The organism is Streptomyces indicus (assembly GCF_900100315.1).
GTDB classification, from domain to species: Bacteria; Actinomycetota; Actinomycetes; order Streptomycetales; family Streptomycetaceae; genus Streptomyces; species Streptomyces indicus.
On sequence record NZ_FNFF01000001.1, the window covers coordinates 1,212,227 to 1,233,688 of the forward strand.

17 protein-coding genes are annotated in these 21,462 nt (G+C 72.9%); 3 read left to right on the forward strand and 14 right to left on the reverse strand.

The window, feature by feature from the left end:
• The first annotated feature begins 60 nt into the window (after nt 1-60).
• A complete protein-coding gene (locus tag BLT97_RS05410; protein ID WP_093607458.1) occupies nt 61-1,632 on the forward strand; it encodes an FAD-dependent oxidoreductase in 1,572 nt (523 codons plus the stop codon).
• A 30-nt stretch (nt 1,633-1,662) separates the two neighbouring features.
• On the opposite strand, the gene BLT97_RS05415 is transcribed toward BLT97_RS05410, so the two are convergent.
• The 4 genes from BLT97_RS05415 to BLT97_RS05430 all read right to left on the reverse strand — a co-directional run bounded on the left by BLT97_RS05415 (nt 1,663) and on the right by BLT97_RS05430 (nt 4,652).
• Entirely contained in the window at nt 1,663-1,890 is a 228-nt protein-coding gene (locus BLT97_RS05415; RefSeq protein WP_093607459.1) for a CDGSH iron-sulfur domain-containing protein, read from the reverse strand.
• Nucleotides 1,871-2,530, reverse strand: a complete 660-nt coding sequence (locus BLT97_RS05420; protein WP_425442645.1) for a HemK2/MTQ2 family protein methyltransferase — start codon at nt 2,528-2,530, stop codon at nt 1,871-1,873. The genes BLT97_RS05415 and BLT97_RS05420 overlap by 20 nt, the downstream gene beginning before the upstream one ends.
• Complete coding sequence (locus BLT97_RS05425) at nt 2,527-3,543, reverse strand: iron-containing redox enzyme family protein (protein WP_093607460.1); 1,017 nt, start codon at nt 3,541-3,543, stop codon at nt 2,527-2,529. The genes BLT97_RS05420 and BLT97_RS05425 overlap by 4 nt, the downstream gene beginning before the upstream one ends.
• 89 nt (nt 3,544-3,632) lie before the next feature.
• Nucleotides 3,633-4,652 carry an SDR family NAD(P)-dependent oxidoreductase gene (locus BLT97_RS05430; RefSeq protein ID WP_093607461.1) on the reverse strand — a complete coding sequence of 340 codons (1,020 nt, stop codon included), beginning with the start codon at nt 4,650-4,652 and terminating at the stop codon, nt 3,633-3,635.
• 223 nt (nt 4,653-4,875) lie between these two features.
• On the opposite strand from BLT97_RS05430, the gene BLT97_RS05435 reads away from it, so the two are divergent.
• Both BLT97_RS05435 and BLT97_RS05440 read left to right on the forward strand, forming a co-directional pair.
• Nucleotides 4,876-5,403 (forward strand): SRPBCC family protein, encoded by a 528-nt coding sequence (locus tag BLT97_RS05435; protein ID WP_093607462.1) that lies wholly within the window; start codon nt 4,876-4,878, stop codon nt 5,401-5,403.
• A complete protein-coding gene (locus BLT97_RS05440) occupies nt 5,396-6,988 on the forward strand; it encodes a phytoene desaturase family protein (protein ID WP_093607788.1) in 1,593 nt (530 codons plus the stop codon). Before BLT97_RS05435 ends, BLT97_RS05440 begins: the two co-directional genes overlap by 8 nt.
• A 38-nt stretch (nt 6,989-7,026) precedes the next feature.
• On the opposite strand, the gene BLT97_RS05445 is transcribed toward BLT97_RS05440, so the two are convergent.
• The 10 genes from BLT97_RS05445 to BLT97_RS05490 all read right to left on the reverse strand — a co-directional run bounded on the left by BLT97_RS05445 (nt 7,027) and on the right by BLT97_RS05490 (nt 21,217).
• Complete coding sequence (locus tag BLT97_RS05445; protein WP_093607463.1) at nt 7,027-8,211, reverse strand: zinc-dependent alcohol dehydrogenase; 1,185 nt, start codon at nt 8,209-8,211, stop codon at nt 7,027-7,029.
• Nucleotides 8,212-8,352: 141 nt separating this feature from the next.
• Nucleotides 8,353-10,050 (reverse strand): right-handed parallel beta-helix repeat-containing protein, encoded by a 1,698-nt coding sequence (locus BLT97_RS05450; RefSeq protein WP_093607464.1) that lies wholly within the window; start codon nt 10,048-10,050, stop codon nt 8,353-8,355.
• Between the two features lie 51 nt (nt 10,051-10,101).
• The gene (gene bglX, locus BLT97_RS05455; protein ID WP_093607465.1) at nt 10,102-12,303 is read right to left on the reverse strand and encodes a beta-glucosidase BglX; all 2,202 of its coding nucleotides are present in this window, start codon (nt 12,301-12,303) and stop codon (nt 10,102-10,104) included.
• Between the two features lie 133 nt (nt 12,304-12,436).
• Nucleotides 12,437-14,026 (reverse strand): FAD-dependent oxidoreductase, encoded by a 1,590-nt coding sequence (locus BLT97_RS05460; protein ID WP_093607466.1) that lies wholly within the window; start codon nt 14,024-14,026, stop codon nt 12,437-12,439.
• A 236-nt stretch (nt 14,027-14,262) separates the two neighbouring features.
• On the reverse strand, nt 14,263-15,315 hold the full coding sequence (locus BLT97_RS05465; RefSeq protein WP_245769139.1) for a LacI family DNA-binding transcriptional regulator: 1,053 nt from the start codon (nt 15,313-15,315) through the stop codon (nt 14,263-14,265).
• On the reverse strand, nt 15,312-16,460 hold the full coding sequence (locus BLT97_RS05470) for an ABC transporter ATP-binding protein (protein WP_245769140.1): 1,149 nt from the start codon (nt 16,458-16,460) through the stop codon (nt 15,312-15,314). The genes BLT97_RS05465 and BLT97_RS05470 overlap by 4 nt, the downstream gene beginning before the upstream one ends.
• Nucleotides 16,457-17,575, reverse strand: coding sequence for an ABC transporter ATP-binding protein (locus BLT97_RS05475; RefSeq protein ID WP_093607467.1), 1,119 nt, complete (start codon nt 17,573-17,575; stop codon nt 16,457-16,459). Before BLT97_RS05475 ends, BLT97_RS05470 begins: the two co-directional genes overlap by 4 nt.
• Nucleotides 17,572-18,483 (reverse strand): ABC transporter permease, encoded by a 912-nt coding sequence (locus tag BLT97_RS05480; protein WP_218137283.1) that lies wholly within the window; start codon nt 18,481-18,483, stop codon nt 17,572-17,574. The genes BLT97_RS05475 and BLT97_RS05480 overlap by 4 nt, the downstream gene beginning before the upstream one ends.
• A gap of 5 nt (nt 18,484-18,488) precedes the next feature.
• Nucleotides 18,489-19,541, reverse strand: a complete 1,053-nt coding sequence (locus BLT97_RS05485; protein WP_245769185.1) for an ABC transporter permease — start codon at nt 19,539-19,541, stop codon at nt 18,489-18,491.
• A 5-nt stretch (nt 19,542-19,546) separates the two neighbouring features.
• Nucleotides 19,547-21,217: an ABC transporter substrate-binding protein gene (locus tag BLT97_RS05490; protein WP_245769141.1), complete on the reverse strand. Its 1,671-nt coding sequence runs from the start codon at nt 21,215-21,217 to the stop codon at nt 19,547-19,549.
• Nucleotides 21,218-21,462: the final 245 nt, after the last annotated feature.

Sequence of the window (21,462 nt, forward strand, 5' to 3'; positions counted from 1 at the left end):
CACCCCGGACCCGTACCCGCCCGCACGCATCTTCTGCGCCAATCGAGGCACTCAGTCCGCATGGGCACACACCGCACCTCCCCCTCCTCCGCGGCAGAGCTGCTGCCCGGCCGCGACGAGTCGTATTGGATGGCCTCGAGTCCGTCGACGGCGCTGCCGCCGCTGACGGAGGACACCGAGGCGGACGTCGTGGTCGTCGGCGGCGGGATCGCCGGGCTCAGCACCGCGTGGGAGCTGGCCCGCACCGGTCTGCACGTGGTGGTCCTTGAGGCGGACCGCATCGCCGCCGGGGTCACCGGCCACACCACCGCGAAGGCCTCGGCCCTGCACGGCCTGGTCTACGAGCGGATCCTGCGCACGCGCGGCGAGCAGGCCACGCGCCTGTACGCGCGTTCCCAGCAGGGCGCCGTGGAGCGCATCGCCGCCGTCGCCGCCGAGCTGGGCGTGGACTGCGCCTGGGAGCGGCGTCCCGCGTTCACGTACACGACGGACCCCGGGAACCGCGACGCGCTGAAGGCGGAGGCGAGCGCGGCGCACGGGGCCGGTCTCGACGTGCACTACACGGTGGAGACCGCGCTGCCCTTCGAGGTCGCGGCCGCCGTCTGCGCGGAGGGCCAGGCCCAGTTCCACCCGCGGGCCTACCTGCTCGCCCTGGCCACGGACCTGGCCGCACGCGGCAGCGTGATCCACGAGCGGTCCCGGGTGACCCGGCTGCACGAGGGCTCCCCGTGCCGGGTCACGACCGAGGCCGGGTACACGGTGACCGCGCGGGACGTCGTGGTCGCCACGCACTACCCGGTCTTCGACCGCGCCCTGCTCTTCGCGCGCCTGTCCCCGCGCCGCGAACTGGTCGTCGCCGCCCCGCTGCCCGAGGGCGCGGACCCCGGTGGCATGTATCTCACCGAGGACGGCAGCAAGCGGTCGGTGCGCACGGCGCCCTACCCCGAGGGGGACGGCGGCCGGCTCCTGATCGTGACCGGCGAGAGCTTCACACCGGGCGACGGCGACGCCACCGCGGGCTTCGCACGGCTCGACGCGTGGATGCGCACCCACTTTCCCGTCGGGGAGACCGCCTACCGCTGGGCGGCGCAGGACAACGACGTGAGCGACACGGTCCCGATGATCGGCCGCTACCACCCGGGCGCGAAGCACACATACGTCGCCACCGGCTTCGGCGGCTGGGGCATGAGCGGCGGCGTCCTCGCCGGCCAGCTCCTGACCCGGCTGCTGCACGGCGAGGAGCCGCCGTGGACCGGTCTGTACGATCCGCGCCGGCTGTGGAGCACCGTACGCGAGGCACCCTCGCTGCTGCGCCAACAGGCCGATGTGGCACGGCACTTCGTGGGCGACCGCATGGCCACCACGCACGTCGACTCGGTGGCCGAGATCGCCCCGGGCACGGGTGCGGTGGTACGGATCGGCGGCAGCCGGTGCGCGGTCTACCGCGACAAGGACGGCACCGCGCAGGCGGTGTCGGCGCGCTGTACGCACCTGGGCTGCCTGGTCGCCTTCAACCAGGCGGAGACGGCCTGGGAGTGCCCCTGCCACGGCTCGCGGTTCGCGCCGGACGGCTCGGTGCTCCAGGGCCCGGCCACGCGGCCGCTGCCGCAGCGGGACGTCTCCGGCGAGTAGGCCCCCTCCGGCGAGTAGGGCCGGCCCGCCTCACTCACGTACGCGCCTGCGGTGGCTGGCGTCGCACCATGGGTAGCGGCGGCTGCGGCGGCAGGTGCACAGGGCGACCCGGAAGCGGTCGGAGCGGACGGTGGAGCCGTCCTCCAGGGTGACCTCGACCGGGCCGTCGACCAGGAAGGGGCCGTCGCGCTGGACGGCTACGCGGCACGGGTCTTCCGCGCCCTGCGAAGGCGCGGTCTCAGGACGTTCGTTCGGCACGGATGACCACCAGCTCTTCCTCGTGCTCGTCGGGCCCGACGAAGCCGCCGGACCTCAAGTAGGCGCGTCTGCCCCGCAGTACGGGCCCGAACGGGATGAAGGACCGCTCCACCGTGGTCGCCTTGAGCCCGGTGGCGCGCAGGACCGACAGGGTCAGCTCCGGGTCGTTGAGCGCGCTGTGCACCATGAGCAGCACACCGCCGGGGTTCAGGAGCGGCGGGGCCTGCCGGCACAGCCGGTCGAGGACCGTCCGGCCGTCCGGCCCCGCGTCCCAGGCACGCGCCGGTCCGCGGGCGGGCAGGTCGGTGTCGGGCGCCGGTACGTAGGGCGGGTTGGCGAGGATCAGGTCGTACGTGCCTTGCGCGGCCGGGCTCAGCAGGTCGCCGCGCAGGACGCGCACCGGGAGTCCGGCGAGCCAGGCGTTCAGGCGGGTGTTGAGCACGGCCTTGCGCGAGACGTCCACGGCGGTGACGCGGGCACCGCGCCGGGCGGCGGCCAGGGCCAGGGCCCCGGTGCCGGTGCACACGTCGAGGACCCGCGCCCTGTCGGGCAGGCTCTCGCGTGCGAGGGCCGCGGCGAGGAGTGCACTGTCGGCCTGGGGCGCGTACACACCCGGCAACCTGCGGACGTTCAGGCTCACTTGGGGATCCCCGGGGCCGTCTGCTCCAGCGGTTCGCGCAGCGAGGTGTGGCCGGCCTCCCAGTGCGCGAGCAGGTGCGCGCCGAAGCGGTCCTCCAGGAACGTGGTCGCGTCGATGCCGAACACGATGTCCGGGGCGAGCTGCGGCTCCTCTTCGAGGAGTCCCTCGATGACGTCGTGGCGCACCACTTGCTCGTGCACGGCGTCCGCCTCGACGTGCTCGGCGTAGAACTGTTCGGCGTCGGCTCCGGCGCCCGTGCGCGCCATGGCCCGGGCCAGCCGGCGCGAGCCCGGCGAGGAGGTGATCTCGGTGACGGCGAACTGCCCGGCCAGGGCGCCGCGCAGGCGCCGGTGCAGGCCGAACAGCGACATGACGTTGACGGTGGCGAGGGCCTCGGCGCAGGCGGCGTCCACGTAGCGGCCGTAGGCGGTGTCCAGGCCGAGGTCGGCCATCAGGCGCGCGAAGAGTTCGGCGTGGACGCGGTCGGCCCGCCCGCCGCCGTATTCGTCGAACTCCACGGCGGCCATGCCCGCCTTGGCCCGGCCGCGCAGCCGGGGCAGCACCCAGGCGTGCGGGTCCGCCTCCTTGAGGTGGTAGAGCGAGCGGTGCACCGCGTACTCGCGCAGCTGCCACAACTCGCCCTTCTCGCCCAGGTGATGGGTGACGCCCTCGCCGTCGGCCGGCTCGGCGAGGAGCCCGGCGAGCGCCTCGTCCACGCTGCGGTTGCGGGCCGCGTCCGCGCGCAGGGCGACGAGAAAGCGGCGCTCCAACTGCTGCCGGAAGGCGAGGAGTTCGGGATCCCACTCGGTGGTGTCGTCGACGCCCGCGAACCCCCGGTAGTGGAGTTCGTAGCAGAGGTAGAGGGCGAGCTGGAGGTCGTCGCCGTACGGGTCGGCGCGGTGCACGAGGTCGGTGGCGCAGCGCGAGCCGGGGCCGCGCAGCGAGTCGAGGACGCAGGCGGACAGGACGCCGCGGGAGCGCGGCAGCGGGGGGCCTTCGAAGGTGATGGCCATGGTGGAACCAGTGCTCCTGAGGGGTGGGGGGCTGATACGGGACGGCTGCGCGGTCCCGGCGCGCGTGCCACGGGACCGGCGCGGGACGTTCAGGCGGCACCCCTCCTCCAGGTCGTCCTCGACGCCCTTCGTGTCGTCCTGCGGGCGAGCACTCCCGCGGCTGTCAGGCCCGAGGCCAGCGCCGCGGCCCCGGCGCGACGCACCGCCGTACGCCTGCGGCCGTGCCAGCCGCCCGTCTCGGCCCCCGGATCGCCGGGCGGCCGCAGGACGTTGCCCGCGGTGGGCGGCGCGGTGCGGGCACGGGAGAAGTGGGAGCGGTCCATCTGGTGCGCGAGCAGCCGCTCGACGAGGGCGGGCGTGGCCTTCGCCTGTATGCCGAGCACGCGGCCCGCGGGCCCCACGTAGGCCTCCCGGCGCGGGCGGCGGGCGAGGCGTACGACGGTCTTCGCGGCGCGGCGCGCGGTGTAGACGGGCGCCATGGGGGTCACCGCGCGGCCCGAGTAGTTGGCCGCGCTGCCGAAGAAGGGGGTGTCCATGGTGGCGGGGAGCAGGGTGCAGACGTGGATGCCGCGCTGCCCGGCGAGCCGCAGCTCCTGGCGCAGACAGCCGCCCAGGGCGCGGACCGCGGCCTTGGACAGGACGTACGGGGTGTTGTACGGCACGACGGCGGCGCCCACCACGGAGGACACGTTGATCACCGTGCCGTGCCCCTGGCCGCGCATGACGCGCAGGGCGGCGCGGGAGCCGTTGACGCAGCCGAGCACGTTCGTGTCGACGACCTGCCGGAAGACTTCGGGCGGCACCTCGGCCAGCGGCCCGAAGGCGGCCACGGCGGCGCTGTTGAGCCAGGTGTCGATCCGGCCGAACACGGTGACCGCCTGCCGGGCCAGCCCGTCCACGGCCTCGGCGTCGGACACGTCCGTGGGGACGACGAGGACGCGGACGCCGTGCCGGTCGCGGCATTCCTCGGCGAGCTCCTCCAGCGCGTCGGCCCGCCGTGCGGCGAGTACGAGGGAGCGTCCCCGGGCGGCGAATTCGTGGGCGCACGCCCGGCCCACCCCGCTCGACGCTCCGGTGATCACGACGACCTGTTCCTGTTCGGCCACCATGAGGACCGGCTCCTTCCGCTGCTCGGCTCGGCGTCCCCGGCGCGCTCGCGGCACACCCTGGAGCAGCCGAGTGCCCTGAACCCCCCTGCGCCACACCGCGTGACCCGTATCGGGGTGTAGGGCGAGCGCAGGCGGTCACTCGGCAGGCGTGCAGTGATCCGGAGCGGAGGCGTTCCGGTCCTTCCCGGTCGACCGGCGACCGGCCGAGCGCCCGGAGGCAACCGTGGCCGTACGTCATCAGCTCATCCGCCGATCCCCCGAGGCCCTGTGGGAGGTGCTCGGCGACGAGACGCGCTACCGCGACTGGGTCGTCGGCACGCACACGACGCTGCCGGGCGAGGGCGACTGGCCCAAGGTCGGCTCCACCCTGCGTTACACCGTGCGCCTGGGGCCCCGCACCTTCGAGGGTCATACGGTCGTCCGCCGCCACGAACCCCCGGGCGCCCTCGAACTGGAAGCCCACAGCGGCCCGTTGGGCAGCGCGCGCATCGCCTTCGACATCCGCCCCTGGGGCGAGCACACGCTGGTGATCATGGATGAGCACCCGCTGCGCGGCGTGGGCGGACTGCTGCACAACAGCGCCCTGGACACCCTGCTGCACCTGCGGCACCGGCGCCTGCTGAGCCGGCTCGCCCAGGTCGTGGAGGACGGCTCCGCGGAGTCGGACTCGTCCTCTGCCGTACGGGACGCGCCGGGTGCGGAGCGGAGCAGGCCCGCACCGGGCCCTGACGCGGCGGCGGCCGATGCCTGACGCGGTCGTCGTCGGCAGCGGCCCCAACGGCCTGGTCGCCGCCAACCTGCTCGCCGACGCGGGCTGGCAGGTCACCGTCCTGGAGGCGCAGGACGAGCCGGGCGGGGCGGTGCGCAGCGACCGTGCCGTGCACCCCGACTACATCAGTGACGTGTTCAGCGCGTTCTATCCGCTGGCCGCCGCCTCGCCGGTGATCGGCTCGCTGGGGCTCGACCGGTACGGACTGCGCTGGAGCCACGCCCCGCATGTCCTGGCCCATCCGCTGCCCGACGGGAGCTGCGCGGTCCTGGACCGGGACCTCGGGGTGACCGCGGCGAACCTGGACGGGTTCGCGCCGGGCGACGGCCAGGCGTGGCGGGAGCTGTGCCGGGAGTGGGAGCGGGTGGGCGGTCCGGTGCTCGACGCCCTGTTCACGCCGTTCCCGCCGGTGCGGTCCGCCGCCGCGCTCGCGGCACGGCTGCCGGCCGCGGGCGGGCTCCGCTTCATACGCGAACTGCTGCTTCCCGTACGGCGGTTGGGCGAGGAGCGGTTCGCCGGCGAGGGCGGCCGGGTGCTGCTCGCCGGCAACGCGCTGCACGCCGACCTGGCTCCGGAGGCCGCGGGCAGCGGCGGATACGGCTGGCTGCTGTGCATGCTCGGCCGGCACCACGGCTTTCCGGTGCCGGTCGGGGGCGCAGGAGCGCTGACGCGGGCCCTGGTCGCGCGCCTGCGGGCGCGCGGCGGACGCGTGGAGTGCGGGCGCAGGGTCACGGAGGTGGTCGTGCGCGGCGGCCGGGCGCTCGGCGTCCGTACCGCCGACGGCGAGGCGGTACGCGCCCGCCACGCCGTGCTCGCCGACGTCACCGCTCCGCAGCTCTACGGGGAGCTGGTCGCCCCCGAGCACCTGCCGTCCCGCATCCTGGCGGATCTGCGGCGCTTCGCCTGGGACTTCGCCACGTTCAAGGTCGACTGGGCCCTGGACGGCCCCGTCCCGTGGACCGCACCGCAGGCCGCCGGCGCGGGGACCGTCCATCTCGCCGACGGCGTGGACGCGTTGACGCGGTACGCGGCCCAGCTCGCCACCGGACACGTACCCGACCGCCCCTTCCTGCTCTTCGGCCAGATGACCACCGCGGACGCGACCCGCTCCCCCGCCGGCACGGAGTCCGCCTGGGCCTACACCCACGTACCGCAGGAGATCCGCGGGGACGCGGGCTCCGGGCGGATCACCGGCCGCTGGGACAAGGGCGAGCAGGAGGCGATGGCCGAGCGCATGGAGGAGCAGGTCGAGCGGTACGCGCCCGGCTTCCGCGGCCGGATCCGCGCCCGCCGCGTCCTGGCGCCGCCCACGCTCCAGGCGGCCGACGCCAATCTGCACGGCGGAGCGATCAACGGCGGCACCGCGGCCCTGCACCAGCAGCTCGTCTTCCGCCCGGTACCCGGCACCGGGCGCCCGGGCACCCCGGTCCGCGGCCTGTACCTGGCGTCCGCCTCCGCCCACCCGGGCGGCGGGGTGCACGGGGCACCGGGGGCGAACGCCGCCCGCGCGGCCCTGCGGGCCAGGGGTCCGGTGCGGGCCGCGGTCGCGGCGGCCCGGAGGCGGTGAGGGGACCCCCACCCCGCCTCAGGGCGACCGCCTCGCCCTCACGGCACAAGCAGCGTCTTGATCATTCCGTCCTGCTTCTCCTGGAAGGTCCTGTAGGCCTGCGGCCCCTCCTCCAGCGGCAGCCGGTGCGTGGCGAACTCGTCCACGCCCAGCGGGTCCTCGTCGGTGAGCAGCGGCAGGATGTCATCCACCCAGCGCCTGACGTTGGCCTGGCCCATACGGAGCTGGATCTGCTTGTCGAACAGGGTGAGCATCGGCAGCGGGTCGGCCGCGCCGCCGTACACGCCGACCACGGAGATCGTGCCGCCGCGGCGCACGATGTCGATGGCCGCGCGCAGGGCGGCGAGCCGGTCCAGGCCCGCGGTCTCCATGAAGCGTTCGGCGAGTGCGTCGGGCAGCAGGCCCACGGCCCGGTGGGCCACCTGCGCCACGGGCGCACCGTGCGCCTCCATGCCGACCGCGTCGATCACGGCGTCGGTGCCGCGTCCGTCGGTGAGCTCGCGGATCGCGGCCCCGATGTCCTTGCCGTGCCGGCGCAGGTCGAGGCACTTCACGCCGTCGGCGGCCGCGCGCGTGAGGCGTTCGTTCACGAGGTCGACGCCCACGACCAGGCCCGCGCCCCGGTGCTTGGCGATGCGGGCCGCCATCGCGCCGATCGGCCCGAGCCCGAGCACGGTCACCGAGCCGCCCGGCGGGATCGCCGCGTACTCGACGGCCTGCCAGGCGGTGGGCAGGACGTCGGAGAGGTAGACGTAGCGGTCGTCGCGCGGCCCGTGCGGCACCTTGACCGGCAGCCGGTCACCGAACGGCACCCGCATGAACTCGGCCTGCCCGCCCGGCACTTGGCCGTACAGCTTCGTGTAGCCGAACAGCGAGGCGCCGGTGCCGCGCTCGCGGACCTGGGTGGTCTCGCACTGGGACTGGAGCCCCTGGCCGCACATGTAGCAGTCGCCGCACGAGACGTTGAACGGAACGACCACACGGTCGCCGGGCGAAAGCGTGGTCACCTCAGGGCCCACCTCCTCCACGAGACCCATGGGCTCGTGGCCGAGGATGTCCCCGGGGTCGAGATAGGGGCCGAGGACCTCGTACAGGTGCAGGTCCGAGCCGCAGATTCCGGTGGACGTGATCCGGACGACGATGTCCGTCGGATCCTCGATCTTCGGGTCGGGCACGGTCTCCACCCGGACGTCCCTCTTGCCCTGCCAGGTCAGTGCGCGCATGGTGCGGATCCTCTCGGGAGGCGTTCCGGTCTATCCGTACGGGATCCGGCCCGGCGAAAGGACCGGCCCCCCGCCGGGTGCCCGTCGAGGAGGGCGTTACGCGGCGGGGGGGCCGGGAATCGGCTGCGCGACCGGTGCCGGTTACCCTGCGTCGGCGCCGATGTGCGGGCTGTTCGGGAGGGTGGTGCCGTAGTAGTCACGCCCGCCGCGGCCGGACACCGCCGCCCCCGCGCCGATCGCCGGGGAGCCGGTCTTCAGCGTGTACGCGGACGGGCACGGCTGCGGTCCCGTGCCCGAGGCCGGGGACCAGGCGCAGGTGCCACCGCCGCCCGGTGCGGTGAACAGCGGATCACCCCACACCTCGCCGGTCGCGTGCCCGGCCGCCTTCCATGCGGCGAAGTCGGGGTAGGTGGTGCCGCCCCAGCGCCAGCCGGCGGTGTTCGCGCCGTAGTACAGGTTGTTCGCGAGCGTCATGCCGGTGTGGCCGTTGGGGTTGTAGAAGAGCTGGCCGGTGCGGCCGTACTTGTCCTTGTTGGCCATGTGGCAGACGTTGTTCTTGATCTGCGAGCCCGCGCCCCAGCTGCCCGCGGCGTAGCCGAAGTGGAAGCAGGCGCTCGACGTGTCCTTCGTGGTCTGGGCGTTGTCCGTGTACAGGGTGTTGCCGTAGATCGACAAGGCGTTCTTGGGGGCGATCGGCACGACGTCGAAGAGGCCGCCCTGGGCCTTGGCCGCGTCGTCGTTCTCGGAGATGTTGTAGCGGTAGGTGTTGGGGCCCCAGACCCGGCCCGCCGCGGTCGCGGTGTAGGCGAGGAAGCCGCTGCCCGCGTTGTCGTGCGTGTAGTTGTACTCGACGAGCGAGTTGGTGGTGCCGCCGTCGAGGTCGATGCCGTCCCAGTCGCAGCCGGCGGTGAGGCCCGGCAGGGGGCGCACGTTGTAGACCTCGTTGTGCCGGATGGCCACGTTGTTCGAGGTGTACGTCATGATCCCGCTGGTGCCACCGCAGGAGGTGACGTGCGCCCCGATGTCGTGGACGACGTTGCGCTGGATGACCGCGCCGTTCCAGCCGTTGGCGCTGATGCCGGCGCTGGTGGTCTGGGGTGCCATGCCGAGGTTGTAGACGGAGTTGCCCTCGACGCGGACGTTGGTGATGTTGACGCCGCTGCCCCAGCCGTAGATGCCGGGCCCCGCGGTGGAGGTCGGGCTGGAGCCGTGCAGCGCGTTGTTGCGGATCTGCACGTCGTCCAGCGGTCCTGAGTTGCCGTTGACCGCGTAGCCGAGCACCATGATCTGCCCGCCGAAGGTGCTGGTGGAGCCGCTGGGGGTGGCGAAGCCGGAGATGTCGGAGTCGGCGACGAGCAGGGACTTCGTCGCGGTGGTGGAGGTCTGGTTCTGGAGCAGGACGCCGGCGGCGGTCGTCCCGCCGTTGACCAGTTTCAGGCCGGTCAGCTGGAAGCCGCTGACGTTGTCGGCGGTGACGGCGGCCGAATAGTCCCCGGTGCAGGTGGACTTGAGGGTGGCCTTGCCGGTGCCGTACGAGGTGACCTTGAAGGGGGTGGTGGCCGAGGACGCCGGCACGTTGGCGGTGTTGAAGGTGAGGCAGCCGGAGAACCACTCCCCGCCCTGGAAGGCGACGGTGCTGCCCTGCGGGAACTTCGTGGCGTTCACCTTGGCCGGTGTCTTCCATGCCTGGTCCGGTGAGGTGCCGCTGTTGCTGTCGCTGCCCCACGGCGACACGTAGTACGTGGTGGTGGCGGCGTGCGCGGTGCCGGTGGCGGCGCCCGCGAGCAGCGGTCCCAGAAGTGCGGGGACCGCGAGGAACGCACAGAGTTTCGCTCTCATGCTTCTCCCTTCCGCGGGTGCGCGACGACGCGCGCACCCGCGGCCGACGGCTCAGGTGATCAGGAGGGTGCGCGTTGCGGTCGTACGGGAACTGGTGCCGGTGTGCAGGTGGATCTCGCCCGGCTCGACGAGGAACACACCGGCCGGGTCCTCCGTCCAGAAGCCGAGGTCCTCGGCGCCGAGCGTGAAGCGGACCTGCCGCTCCTCGCCCGGCGCGAGCCGCACCCGGCTGAACCCCCGCAGCCTGCGCACCGGTTGGGCGATGCTCGCGGCGGGGTCCTGGACGTACAGCTGGACCACTTCGTCGGCCGTACGGTCACCGGTGTTGCGGACGGGGACGGTCACCTCGACCGTCGCGCCCGCCTCCAGTGCGGCCGCGGTGATCCGCTCGTGGTCGAGGCGGGGTGCGCCCGTCTCGAAGGTGGTGTAGCTCAGGCCGTAACCGAAGGGGTAGGCGGGCCCGTCCTCGACGTCGAGATAGCGCGACACGTACTTCACCTCGGGTGCCGCGGGGTCGTAAGGGCGGCCGGTGCGCTCGTGGTTGTAGTAGAGCGGGACCTGGCCGACGGAGCGCGGGAAGGTGACGGGCAGCTTGCCGCCGGGCACGACGGCGCCCGTGAGGACGTCCGCCACGGCGGTACCCGCCTCGATGCCGGGGTGCCAGGCCATGACGACCGCCTGCACTTGATCCGCCCAGGCGCCGATGGTCAGGGGCCGCCCGGCGACGAGCAGCACCACGCAGGGGGTGCCGGTCGCGGCGACCTCGGCGACGAGGCGTTCCTGGGCGCCGGGCAGGCCGAGTTCGCTGCGCACGGCGGCCTCCCCGCTGAGCGCGGGCGCCTCGCCCACCACGAGGACCACGGCGTCGGCGGCTTCGGCCGCGGCCACGGCCGCCGCGATGCCGGAGGGGTCCGTGCCCTCAGCGGAGGCGCCCTCGGCGTGGGTGATCTCCGTGTCCGGCAGCGCCTCGCGCAGTCCGGCGAGGACGGTGACCGCTTCGGGGGCGCCCGGCAGCGTCCAAGTCCCCAGCAGATCACCGGAGTCGGCGAAGGGCCCGACCACGGCGAGGGAGCGCAGGGCGGCGGGATCGAACGGCAGGGTGCCCGCCTCGTTCCGCAGGAGCACCATGCAGCGCCCGGCCGCCTCGCGGGCCGCGGCCCGTGCCGCAAGGGTCGGCCCGGTGATGGCCGCGGACTCCTCGACGTACGGGCGCTCGAAAAGCCCCAGGCGCAGCTTCAGACGCAGCACCCGCGCCACCGCGTCGTCGAGCCGCTCCTCGGTCAGCGCGCCCGACGCGAGCAGCTCGCGGCCGTGGTCGACGAAGGTGGTGGAGACCATCTCCATGTCGACCCCGGCGGTCAGGGAGCGTCGAGCCGCCTCGGCCTCGTCGGCCGCGCTGCCGTGCGCGATCAGCTCCTGGACCCCGGTCCAGTCGCTGACGACCACGCCGTCGAAGCCCCAGGACTCCTTCAGGATCCCGCTGAGCGTATGGGAGTTGGCGTGCGCCGGTACCCCGCTGATGGTGTTGAAGGCGGCCATGACGGTGGCCGCGCCCGCGTCCACGGCCGCCTTGAACGGGGGCAGGTACAGGTTGCGCAGCCGCTGCTCCGAGACGTCCACGGTGTTGTAGTCCCGGCCGCCCTCCGCTCCCCCGTACGCGGCGAAGTGCTTGGCGCAGGCGGCGAGACGGTCGGAGGCGGCGAGGTCATCGCCCTGGTAGCCCCGCACCTTCGCCGCCGCGTACGCGGAGGTCAGATACGGGTCCTCGCCGATGCTCTCGGCGATGCGGCCCCAGCGGGGCTCGTGGGTGACGTCCATCATCGGCGAGAACGTCCAGTGGATGCCGTTCGAGCGGGCCTCGCGGGCGGACACCTCGGCATCGGCCGCCGTCACGGCGGGATCGAAGGCGGCGGCCTGGGCCAGCGGGATCGGGAACGTGGTGTGGTAGCCGTGGATCACGTCGAGCCCGAACACGAGCGGGATGCCCAGGCGCGACTCCTCCACGGCGATGCGCTGGAGGGCGTTGCTCGCCTCGGCCCCGACGACGTTGAGCACCGAGCCGAGCAGCCCCTTGCGGGCCGCCGCCTCGGCGGCCGCGGTGTCGCCGCCGCCGGGCCCGGTGTCCCAGGCCCAGGCGAGCTGCTGGAGCTGGCCGAGCTTCTCCTCGACGGTCATCTGGGCGAGGAGGTCCGCGATACGGGACTCGTGATCGTGGTCGTTCCGGACGGAGTTCTGGTGGTCGTGGCCGCTCATGGCGGGTCCTCTCGTGTGCGGATCGGGCCCGCGCCCCCGGGGTCAGGTGCCGGGGGCGCGGGAGCTCGGCGCGGCTGCGGGCGCGGGCGCGGGAGCTCGGCGCGGGGCTGCGGGCGTGGGCGCGGTGAGCCTGTCAGTAGTGGTGCGGGCGGCTGCGGATCTCCTCGGGCCAGGCGAGCCGGATGCCGAGGGTGTGGCTCAACAGCCGCTGGTAGTCGGAGAGTTGCGTGGGGTCCGAGCGGACCTTGCGGGGCGGCAGGGCCCGGTCGAGGCAGTGGCCGGCGAGCGCGCCGACCGCCTCGCCGATGGCCCACTCGACGGGGTGCAGGCGGTAACAGCCGTTGGTGATGTGCGTGGTGCCGATGTTCTTGTTGGCGGGCAGCAGGTTGTCGACGCGTACGGGGATCAGCGCGCCGAGCGGGATCTGGAACGGATACGACTCGATGTCCACGTAACTGCGGCCCGCGGTGCTCGGGTGCAGATCGATCCGGTAGCTGCCGAGGCCGACGCTGTCGTGGAAGACCTCGCAGCCCGCGCCCGGCGGCCGCGCCGCGACGCCCACGTGCTGTTCGAGGACGGTGAACTCGGCCTTGATACGGCGGGATTCGCGGATGTACGGCGCCTTCGCGAGGCCGTCCGGCGTGCCCGTGACATCGGGGCGGAGCCGCAGTCCAGGCCAGCCCGTCCCGCCGTCGGGGCGGGGCGCCTCGGTCTGAAGCCAGTGCAGGAAGGAGAGGGAGAGCCCGCGGGCGGCGTCGAGGGCGGCCGCGCGCTGCTCGGGTCCGACGCCGAGGAGCGGCGCCTCCCAGTAGTCGATCTGGGGCCAGTTGACGACGGTGATGTCGGAGGCGAAGGCACCGGCGGCGAACTGCTCGCGGGCGAGGACGCGGCGGAACTGCCAGAGGTCGAAGTGCTCCCCCGCCTCCCGGTCCGCGTCCATGAGCTTCCAGGTCCGCTCCTCCAGCGTGATCGGCACGACGTCCGTGAAGGAGAGCTGGGGTCCGGGCCAGAAGGGGGCGACGGCGCTGCTCCAGTGGCCGTAGGCGGCCGGCCGGTCGATCGTGTGGTCCTCGCCGGGCCGGTGCTCCAGGGCGAAGCACCAGGACACGGCCTGCTGGTCGAGGGGGTCGGCGGTCTCGGGCGCGTGCGGCTCCCCGGTCTCGTCCCGCCCCTCGGCGCCGAACACGTGCTCCACACCGGCCAGTTCGAGGAGGTCCCCGAGTTCGGTGGCGTCGGCCACGTAGGCGGCGTGCACGGTGAGCTCGTGCCCGTCCCGGCCGGCCAGCGTGACCGCCTCGATGCGGTCGCCGTCGGTGTGCGCGGCGACGGGCTCGTAACCGGTGAGGACGGTGATCGCGCCGGAGGACCGCCAGGGCGCGAGCATCTCCTCGATGACGGCCACCGCCACGCGCGGTTCGTGGCACATGCGGCTGACGATTCCGAGTCCGGGGTCGAGCCGCGGATCCTCGGCGGCGGCCGGCAGCAGGGGGTAGTTGCGGCGGTAGTACGCGCGCACGCGGCGGCGCAGTTCCGCGTAGCCCGGCGGTGCGGCGGACCCTTCGATCCAGGGATGCTCGTCGGGCGGCACGGCCTGGGCGGTGAGCTGGCCGCCGAGCCAGTCGGTGGTCTCGGTGAGGACCACGGTGCGGCCGAGGCGGGCAGCGGTGAGCGCCGCGGCCACACCGCCGAGCCCGCCGCCGACGACGAGGAGCTCGGTACGCATTTCTCTCATGGGGCTTGGTTCCTTCTGCCGGTGCTGCCGGACTGCCGTTCGGGGAGGTCGCATCGGGCGTACGGGGGCGTGGGACTGCCGTTCGGGGAGGTCTCATCGGACGTACGGGGGCGAGACGGGGCAGGGCGGACGGGCCGTACGCCGTTCCGGGGCAGGCGGGAGCGGCGGACGGCGCCGCTCGCGTGGGCGGCGCGCCCTGATGGCGCCGGGATGGGGTGTGCGGGCTGCTAGTCGCCCACGGCAGCCACCGTCGTGCCCGGGATCAGCGGGCAGGGCACGAGGAGGCTTCCGGTGCGCTGGTCGGGGTCGTCGAGCATGGCCTGCAAACGGTCCACGGCGATCCGGCCGATCTCGGTGCGCGGGATCACCAGCGAGTCCCACTGGCCGGACAGGTCGGCGGGTGCCGCTTCGAGCACGGCCACGGACACGTCGTCGGGGATCTTCCGTCCCCGGGCGGCCAGTTGGTCGCGCAGGGACTCCGCGAGCCGCACGCTCTCCACCACGATCGCGGTGGCCGCACCGCCCGCCACCTCGTCCAGCCAGTCGGCCTCGATGCCGTGGGCGCCGCGGAAGCCCGGGGACTCATCGGTGAGGCCGAGGCGCTCCACCGCCTCCGCGTAGCCGGCGCGCCGGTCCTCGTACGGTTCCATCTCCAGCCACTCGCGCACGTATCCGAGACGGCGGTGGCCGAGCTCCGCGAGCCGGTCCACGATTGCCCCGCTCGCCCCGCGGTAGTCGGGGACGACCTGCGGGATCTCCGCGCCGGGCACCTCACGGCGGCCGATGTGCACGAACGGGTAGCCCTCGTACCAGAGCCGGGCCAGCTCGCCGCGGTCGGTGGAGACACCGAGCAGGATGCTGCCGTCGGCCATGTTGAGCCGGTTGGTGCCGTCCTTGTAGATCTTGCGCTCGCCGCGTTCGCCGCTGCCGCCGGAGCCGGTCGAGGTGAAGAGGACCAGGTCGAAGCCGGTCTCCTCGGCCCGTTCCTCGATGCCGAGCAGGAACTCGAAGTAGAAGTCCTCGCGTGCGTGCGGGAAGACCCGCTCGAAGGTGTGCACGCCGAGGAGGTTGGTGCGCTTGCCGCGCATCGCGCGGGCTGCGGGGTTGGCGACGTAGCCGAGCTCCCGTACCGCCTGGAAGATGCGCTGCCGGGTGTCCTCGGGGATCCGGGCCGTCGCCGCGTTCCCGCTGATCACCCGGGAGACCGCCGACTGGGAGACCCCGGCCAGGCGCGCCACGTCCGCCTGGCTGGGCGCCTTGCCGCGCCGTCGTGCTGTCACGATGCCCCCTCGGGTGTCCTGCGCCGGGCGGCGGTCGCCTCGGCATGGGTGGTCGCGGCCAGTTCCCCGGCCCGGCCCTTGGTGTGCAGCCAGCACTTGGCCCAGTGCCCGCCGCCCAACTCCGTGCGCGGCGGCTCCTGTTCGCGGCACTCCTGCATCGCGAAGGGGCAGCGCGGATGGAACCGGCAGCCGGCCGGAGGATCGATCAGGCTGGGCGGTTCGCCGAGTTCGTCGGCGCCCGCGAACAGCGCCTCCCGGTCCTCCACCCCGCGCTCGGGGTCCGGCGACGACTCTATGAGCAGTTTGGTGTACGGGTGCTGCGGCGCCGCGATCACCTCCTCCTTGGGGCCGGATTCCACCATCTGTCCCGCGTACATCACGGCGATCTCGTCGCAGAGATAGCGGGCGCTGGCGATGTCGTGCGTGATGTAGAGGAGCGCGAGCCCGTCCTCGGCGCGCAGCCGCTGAAGGAGGTTGAGCATCTCCAGGCGGATGGACACGTCGAGCATGGAGATGGGTTCGTCGCCGAGCAGCACCTTGGGTTCCACGGCGAGTGCGCGGGCGATGACCACGCGCTGGCGCTGTCCGCCGGAGAGTTCGTGCGGGAACTTGGCGGCGAACTCGGCGGCCGGCGTGAGGCTCACGCGTTCCAGGAGTTCGGTGATGCGGCGGTCCCGTCCGGCCCGGTCGAGCTGCGGCTGGTGCAGGCGCAGGGCGCGGTCGAGGTTGTAGCGGACGCGGTGCAGCGGGTTCAGGGAGCCGAAGGGGTCCTGGAAGATCAGCTGCACCTCGGAGTGGTAGGCCCGCCGCTCGCGCCGGCTGCCGCGCACGGGCTCGCCGCGCAGCAGGATCTCGCCCTCGGTCGGCTCGTGGAACCGGGCAAGCATCCTGGCCAGCGTGGTCTTGCCACTGCCGCTCTCCCCCACAAGCGCGAGGATCCGGCCGGGCTTGAGCCGTACGGTCGCGTGCTCCACGGCCCGTACGACGGAGGTGCGGCCGAGGGTGCCGCGGACGGTGAAGTGCTTGGAGACGTCGCGGGCTTCGAGGACGTACCCCTCGTCGGGCGAGGGTGCGCCGTGCCGATCGGTCACGGACACCTCCTCGCCCGCCTCCTCGCCCGTCACCCCGTGCAGGAGGTCGCTCATCGGACTCCGCCTCCTTCTGTCTCGTCGTGGGGGCGCTGTTCACCGAGCGCCTGGCCCCGTTGCTCGGAGAGGCCGTGGTTCCGCTGCTCACCGAGCAGGCACGCCACTTCGTGCCCGGGCCCGGCCGCCACCGGCAGCAGGGCCGGCAGCCGCTCGTCGCAGCCTGCGGTGCGCTGCCCGCAGCGCGGGTGGAACGGGCAGCCCGGGGGCGGGTTGCGCAGGTCGGGCGGGGTGCCGGGGATGCCGTGCAGGGTGCGCAGCGGGGCGTGCAGCGGCGGGAAGGAGTCGCGCAGGCCCTGGGTGTACGGGTGCCGCGGATCGCGGTAGAGCGTGGCCGCCTCGCCCACCTCGACGATGCGCCCGGCGTACATGATGGCGATCCGGTCGGCGAGCTCCAGGAGCAGCGACAGATCGTGCGTGACGAAGACGACCGCGAAGTCCAACTCGCGGCGCAGCCTGAGGACTTGGGCGAGGATCTGGCGCTGCATCACCACGTCCACGGCCGTGGTCGGCTCGTCCATCACCACGAGTTCCGGTCCGCAGGCCAGCGCGAGGGCGATGGCGGCGCGCTGGCGCATGCCACCGGAGAGCTGGTGCGGGTAGGCGCGGACCCGGTCGGCGGAGATGCCGACGAGGGCGAGGAGTTCGGCGGCGCGCGCCCAGGCCCGCTTCTTGTCGAGCGTACGGTCGCGGGCCCGCAGCACGTCCGCGAACTGGGCGCCGATCGGCATCACCGGGTTGAGCGCGTCCATCGCGGACTGAAGGACGATCGACAGGGCCGACCAGCGGTAGCGGCGCAGCTGCCGGCCGTCGAGCGCGGCCAGGTCGACGGGCGGTGCGTTGTCGCGGCCGTGGAAGAGGATCTTCCCGGCGGTGGTGACGGCGGGCGGGCGCTGGAGCCGGGTGAGGGCGGTGATGAGGGTGGACTTGCCGGAGCCCGACTCGCCCGCCACACCGAGGATTTCGCCCCGGCGCAGGGTGAAGGAGACATCGGAGCAGGCGCGGACGGGGGCGCCGCCCGTGGCGTACTCGACGGTGAGGCCGCGCACGTCCAGGACGGTGGTCCCCGCGGTCGTCTGCGAGCGCTTCTCCTGGCCCGCGGTTCGTACGGTCATCGGGAGCCTCCTCCGGTCGTGGCGGCGGCCCGGGCCAGGCGCTTGGCACGCCGCACCGATACAGGGCGGGCCGCCCGGAGCTTGGGGTTGGCGAGTTCGTCGACGCCGAAGTTGACCAGCGCGGCCGCGGTGCCGATCAGGGCGATGCACAGGCCGGGCGGCACGAACCACCACCACAGGCCGCGCAGTACGGCGCTCTGCTGCTGGGCGGACTGGATCATCGTGCCCCAGCTGATCGCCGAGGAGTCGGAGATGCCGAGGAAGGCGAGCCCCGCCTCGGCCATCACGGCGCCGATCATCGCGTGCAGGAACATGGAGGCGATCAGGCCGGTCAGGTGTGGCAGCACCTCGAAGAAGACCAGGCGGCGGCCCTTCTCGCCGAGCATGCGCATCGCCCGGACGAAGTCGCGGTGGGCGATGCTGAGCGCCTGGGCGCGCAGCGTGCGGGCGCCGCCCGACCAGCCGAAGAAGCCGATGATCAGGGCGATGGTGGTCAGGCCCGTGCCCTGGAGGTAGCCGGCCACGATCAGGATGAGCGGCAGCACCGGCAGGACGAGGAAGAGGTTGGTCAGGAAGTTCAGCGCGCCGTCGACGCGCCCGCCGTAGTAGCCGGCGGGCACTCCGACCAGGATCGCCATGGCCGTGCCGACCAGCGCGCCGACCAGGCCCACGTACATCGAACCGCGGGCGCCCGCGACGACCTGGGCGAGCACGTCCTGCCCGAACTGGTCGGTGCCCAGGAGGTGTTCGCCGCCGGGCGGCTGGGCGATGGCGCTGGTGTCGTTGGCGCGCGGATCGAGTCCGAGCAGTTCCGTCAGCCAAGGGCCGAGGAGGGCGAGCAGCATGAAGAAGGTCAGGACGGCGAGGCCGGTGCGGACCTTCCAGCTCGCGAGGAACCCGGTGCTCAAGGCCGTCACCCTCCTTCTCTGATACGGGGGTCGAGCAGGGCGTACACCGAGTCGGCCAGCAGGTTGGCGAGCAGCACGGTGAGCATGATCAGGAAGAACACCCCTTGCATCACCGGGTAGTCGCGCTGCTGGAGCGAGGTGTAGAGCAGATAGCCGATGCCGGGGTAGTTGAAGACCACCTCGGTGAGCAGGGCGCCGCCGACCACGTGACCGAGGGCGAGCGCGAAGCCGGTGAAGTTCGGCAGCACGGCGTTGCGGGCCGCGTACCGCAGCAGCACCCGGCGGTGGGAGAGGCCCTTGGCCTGGGCGAGCAGCACGTAGTCCTCGCGGACGGTGGTGACCGTCATGTTGCGCATGCCGAGCAGCCAGCCGCCGAACGCGGAGAAGACGATGGTCGCGGCCGGCAGCGCCCCGTAGTGCAGGACGCTCAGGAGGAAGGCCGGCGAGAAGCCGACGGCCAGGTCGGCGTCGTATCCGCCGGAGAGCGGGAACCAGCCGAGGACGAAGGCGAACAGCCACAGGCCGAGCAGCGCCATCCAGAAGTACGGGACCGCGGAGACGAAGGTGGTGAGCGGGCTGACGACGGTGTCGAAGCGGCCGCCCGCCTTCCAGCCCGCCACCGCACCGATGCCGGTGCCGAGGACGAACGCGACCACGGTGGTCGAACCGACCAGGAGCAGCGTCCAGGGCAGGCCCTGCCAGACCAGTTCGCTGACCGGCACGGGGTAGTTGCTCACCGAGACGCCGAGGTCGAAGCGCGCCAACTGGCCCAGGTAGTCGAGGTATTGGCGGCCCAGGTTGGCGCCCGGGTCGCCGAAGATCTTCTGGATGGACTCCAGGGCGCTCGGGGAGAGCTGCTGGCCGCTGGCGCGCTGGAGCTTCTCCACGATCGCGGCGGACGGGTCGCCCGGCATCAGGCGGGGCAGGAAGAAGTTCAGGGTGAGCGCCGACCAGGCGGCGGCCAGGTAGAAGCCGAGGCGGCGCCCCAGGAACCCCCAGCGGCGAGGAGCACGGGCCCGGCGCGCAGGGGGCGCCGGATCCGTCTTCTCCAGGGTCATGGTGGTCACTTGGCCGCCCGCTTCAGGGACTGGAGGGTGCGTGTGGCATCGGGGCCGAGGCCGAGCATGGGGACGGCGGTGAAGTTCTCCGGGGTGGGCCAGCCGGTCCAGCGCTTGGCGTTGACGGCGACGAACCAGTAGCTGTTGTAGATCGGCGAGAACGGCACCTGCTCGGCGACGATCCTCTGCAGCTCGTGCGCCGCGCTCTCGATCACGGCCGGATCGTTCGTGCCCTGCATGCGGGCGATCGCGGCCTCGGTCCTCCCGTCCTTCCAGCGGCCGAAGTTGGTGGCCGCCTTCTCGCCGAGCGGCCGGTACGCACGGCTGCTGAGCGCGCTGTAGAGGCCGGCGACTCCGGCGCCGCCCGTGGTGGAGATCGTGAGGTCGAAGTCGCCGGTCTGCTGCTGCTCGAAGAGGTTGGCGCCGGGAGCGCCCGTGGACTTCACGGTGAGTCCGAGGTGCTTCTGCCAGCTGCGGATCATGAGGTTGGCGTAGGCGTCCCAGCCGAAGTCCTGGTTGAACGAGATCTTCGGCGTGTACGACTTCCCGTCCTTGACGAGCTTGCCGCCCTTGATCTCGTAGCCGCTCTGCTCCAGTTCCCTGAGCGCGGCCGCCACGTCCACCTGCTGCACCTTGCCCCGGTACTCGGGCAGGATCACATCCGCGAAGATCTCGTCGACCAGGCCGGTCGGTCCCGCCTCGGTCCCCGGGCGCTGGAGGGTCGTGACGATGTCCTTGCGCGGGATGGTCAGGGCGAGCGCGCGCCGCACGTGGACGTCGTCGAAGGGTGCCCGCGCGGTGTTGAAGAACAGCGAATAGGCGCCGCCCGTCGCGTACTTCTCGTACAGGTGGTGCTTGGGGTCCTTCGCGACGTACTCCTTCTCGGCCCCGTTCCAGGCCTGGAGCGTCCAGTCGACCTCGCCGCGCAGCAGCTGCGCCTTCACGGTGTCCGGGCTGGTCGGGACGATCTTCAGCGTCTTCAGCTCGAACGCGCCGCCCCAGTAGTCCTCGCGCGCCTTCAGGGTGAGCTGCTGTGCCGCGAAGCGCTCCAGCGTGAAGGGGCCGGTGCCGACCGGGTCGGGGTTGGTCCAGCTCTTGAGGTCCTTGCCCTCCCATATGTGCTTGGGGACGATCGGGACCTGGATGGAGGCGAGTTGGCTGGACTCGCTGAACGCGGGGCGCGGCCAGCGGACGGTGACGGTCCGCTCGTCCTGCTTCTCGACCTTCTCGTACGTGATGCCGCCGGTGTTGAACGACGGGTCCTTCAGCGGGACGCCGAGGGAGAAGACGACGTCGTCGGCGGTCAGGGGCTTGCCGTCGGAGAAGGTCACGTCGTCGCGCAGCTGCACGGTGAGCGTGGTGCCCGCCTCGTCGAACTCGGCGCTCTCGGCCAGCCACGGCTTCACCTTCGCGCCGTCGCTGTAGTCGACCCGGAGCAGCGACTCGTAGATCAGCTCGCCGTGCGGGGTCTTCTGGGTGGCGGGCGTGAACATGTTGTAGTTGCGGACGAAGGTGGTCCCCGCGTCGGTCTTGCCGAACACGAGCGTGTCCACGGCCTTGCCCCCGCCGGTGCCGGCCGCGCCCGCACCGGTCCCCGCCGTGCAGGCGCTCGCCCCGAGCGGGACGGCGAGGGCCGCCGCGGTGGCGCGCACTAGGAAGTCTCGTCTGGTGGGCATGGCTGACTCCTGCTCTTCGTGATCGCTGTGCGGGGCGCTGAAGGAGGTGCTCATACGTATGAGCGCTGATGCGGACGGCACTCGGGCGGCTGCTTCTACGTATGACCAAGGAAAGTAGAGTCGTTACGGGGGTGCGTCAAGACGGTTGCGCCGAGGTTTTTCGGCCACGAACGCCGTCTCAACGGGCAGGCGACAGCGGCCACTTGGGGCGCACGGCGGCGAGCGTTCGATGAACTGCCAGGCCA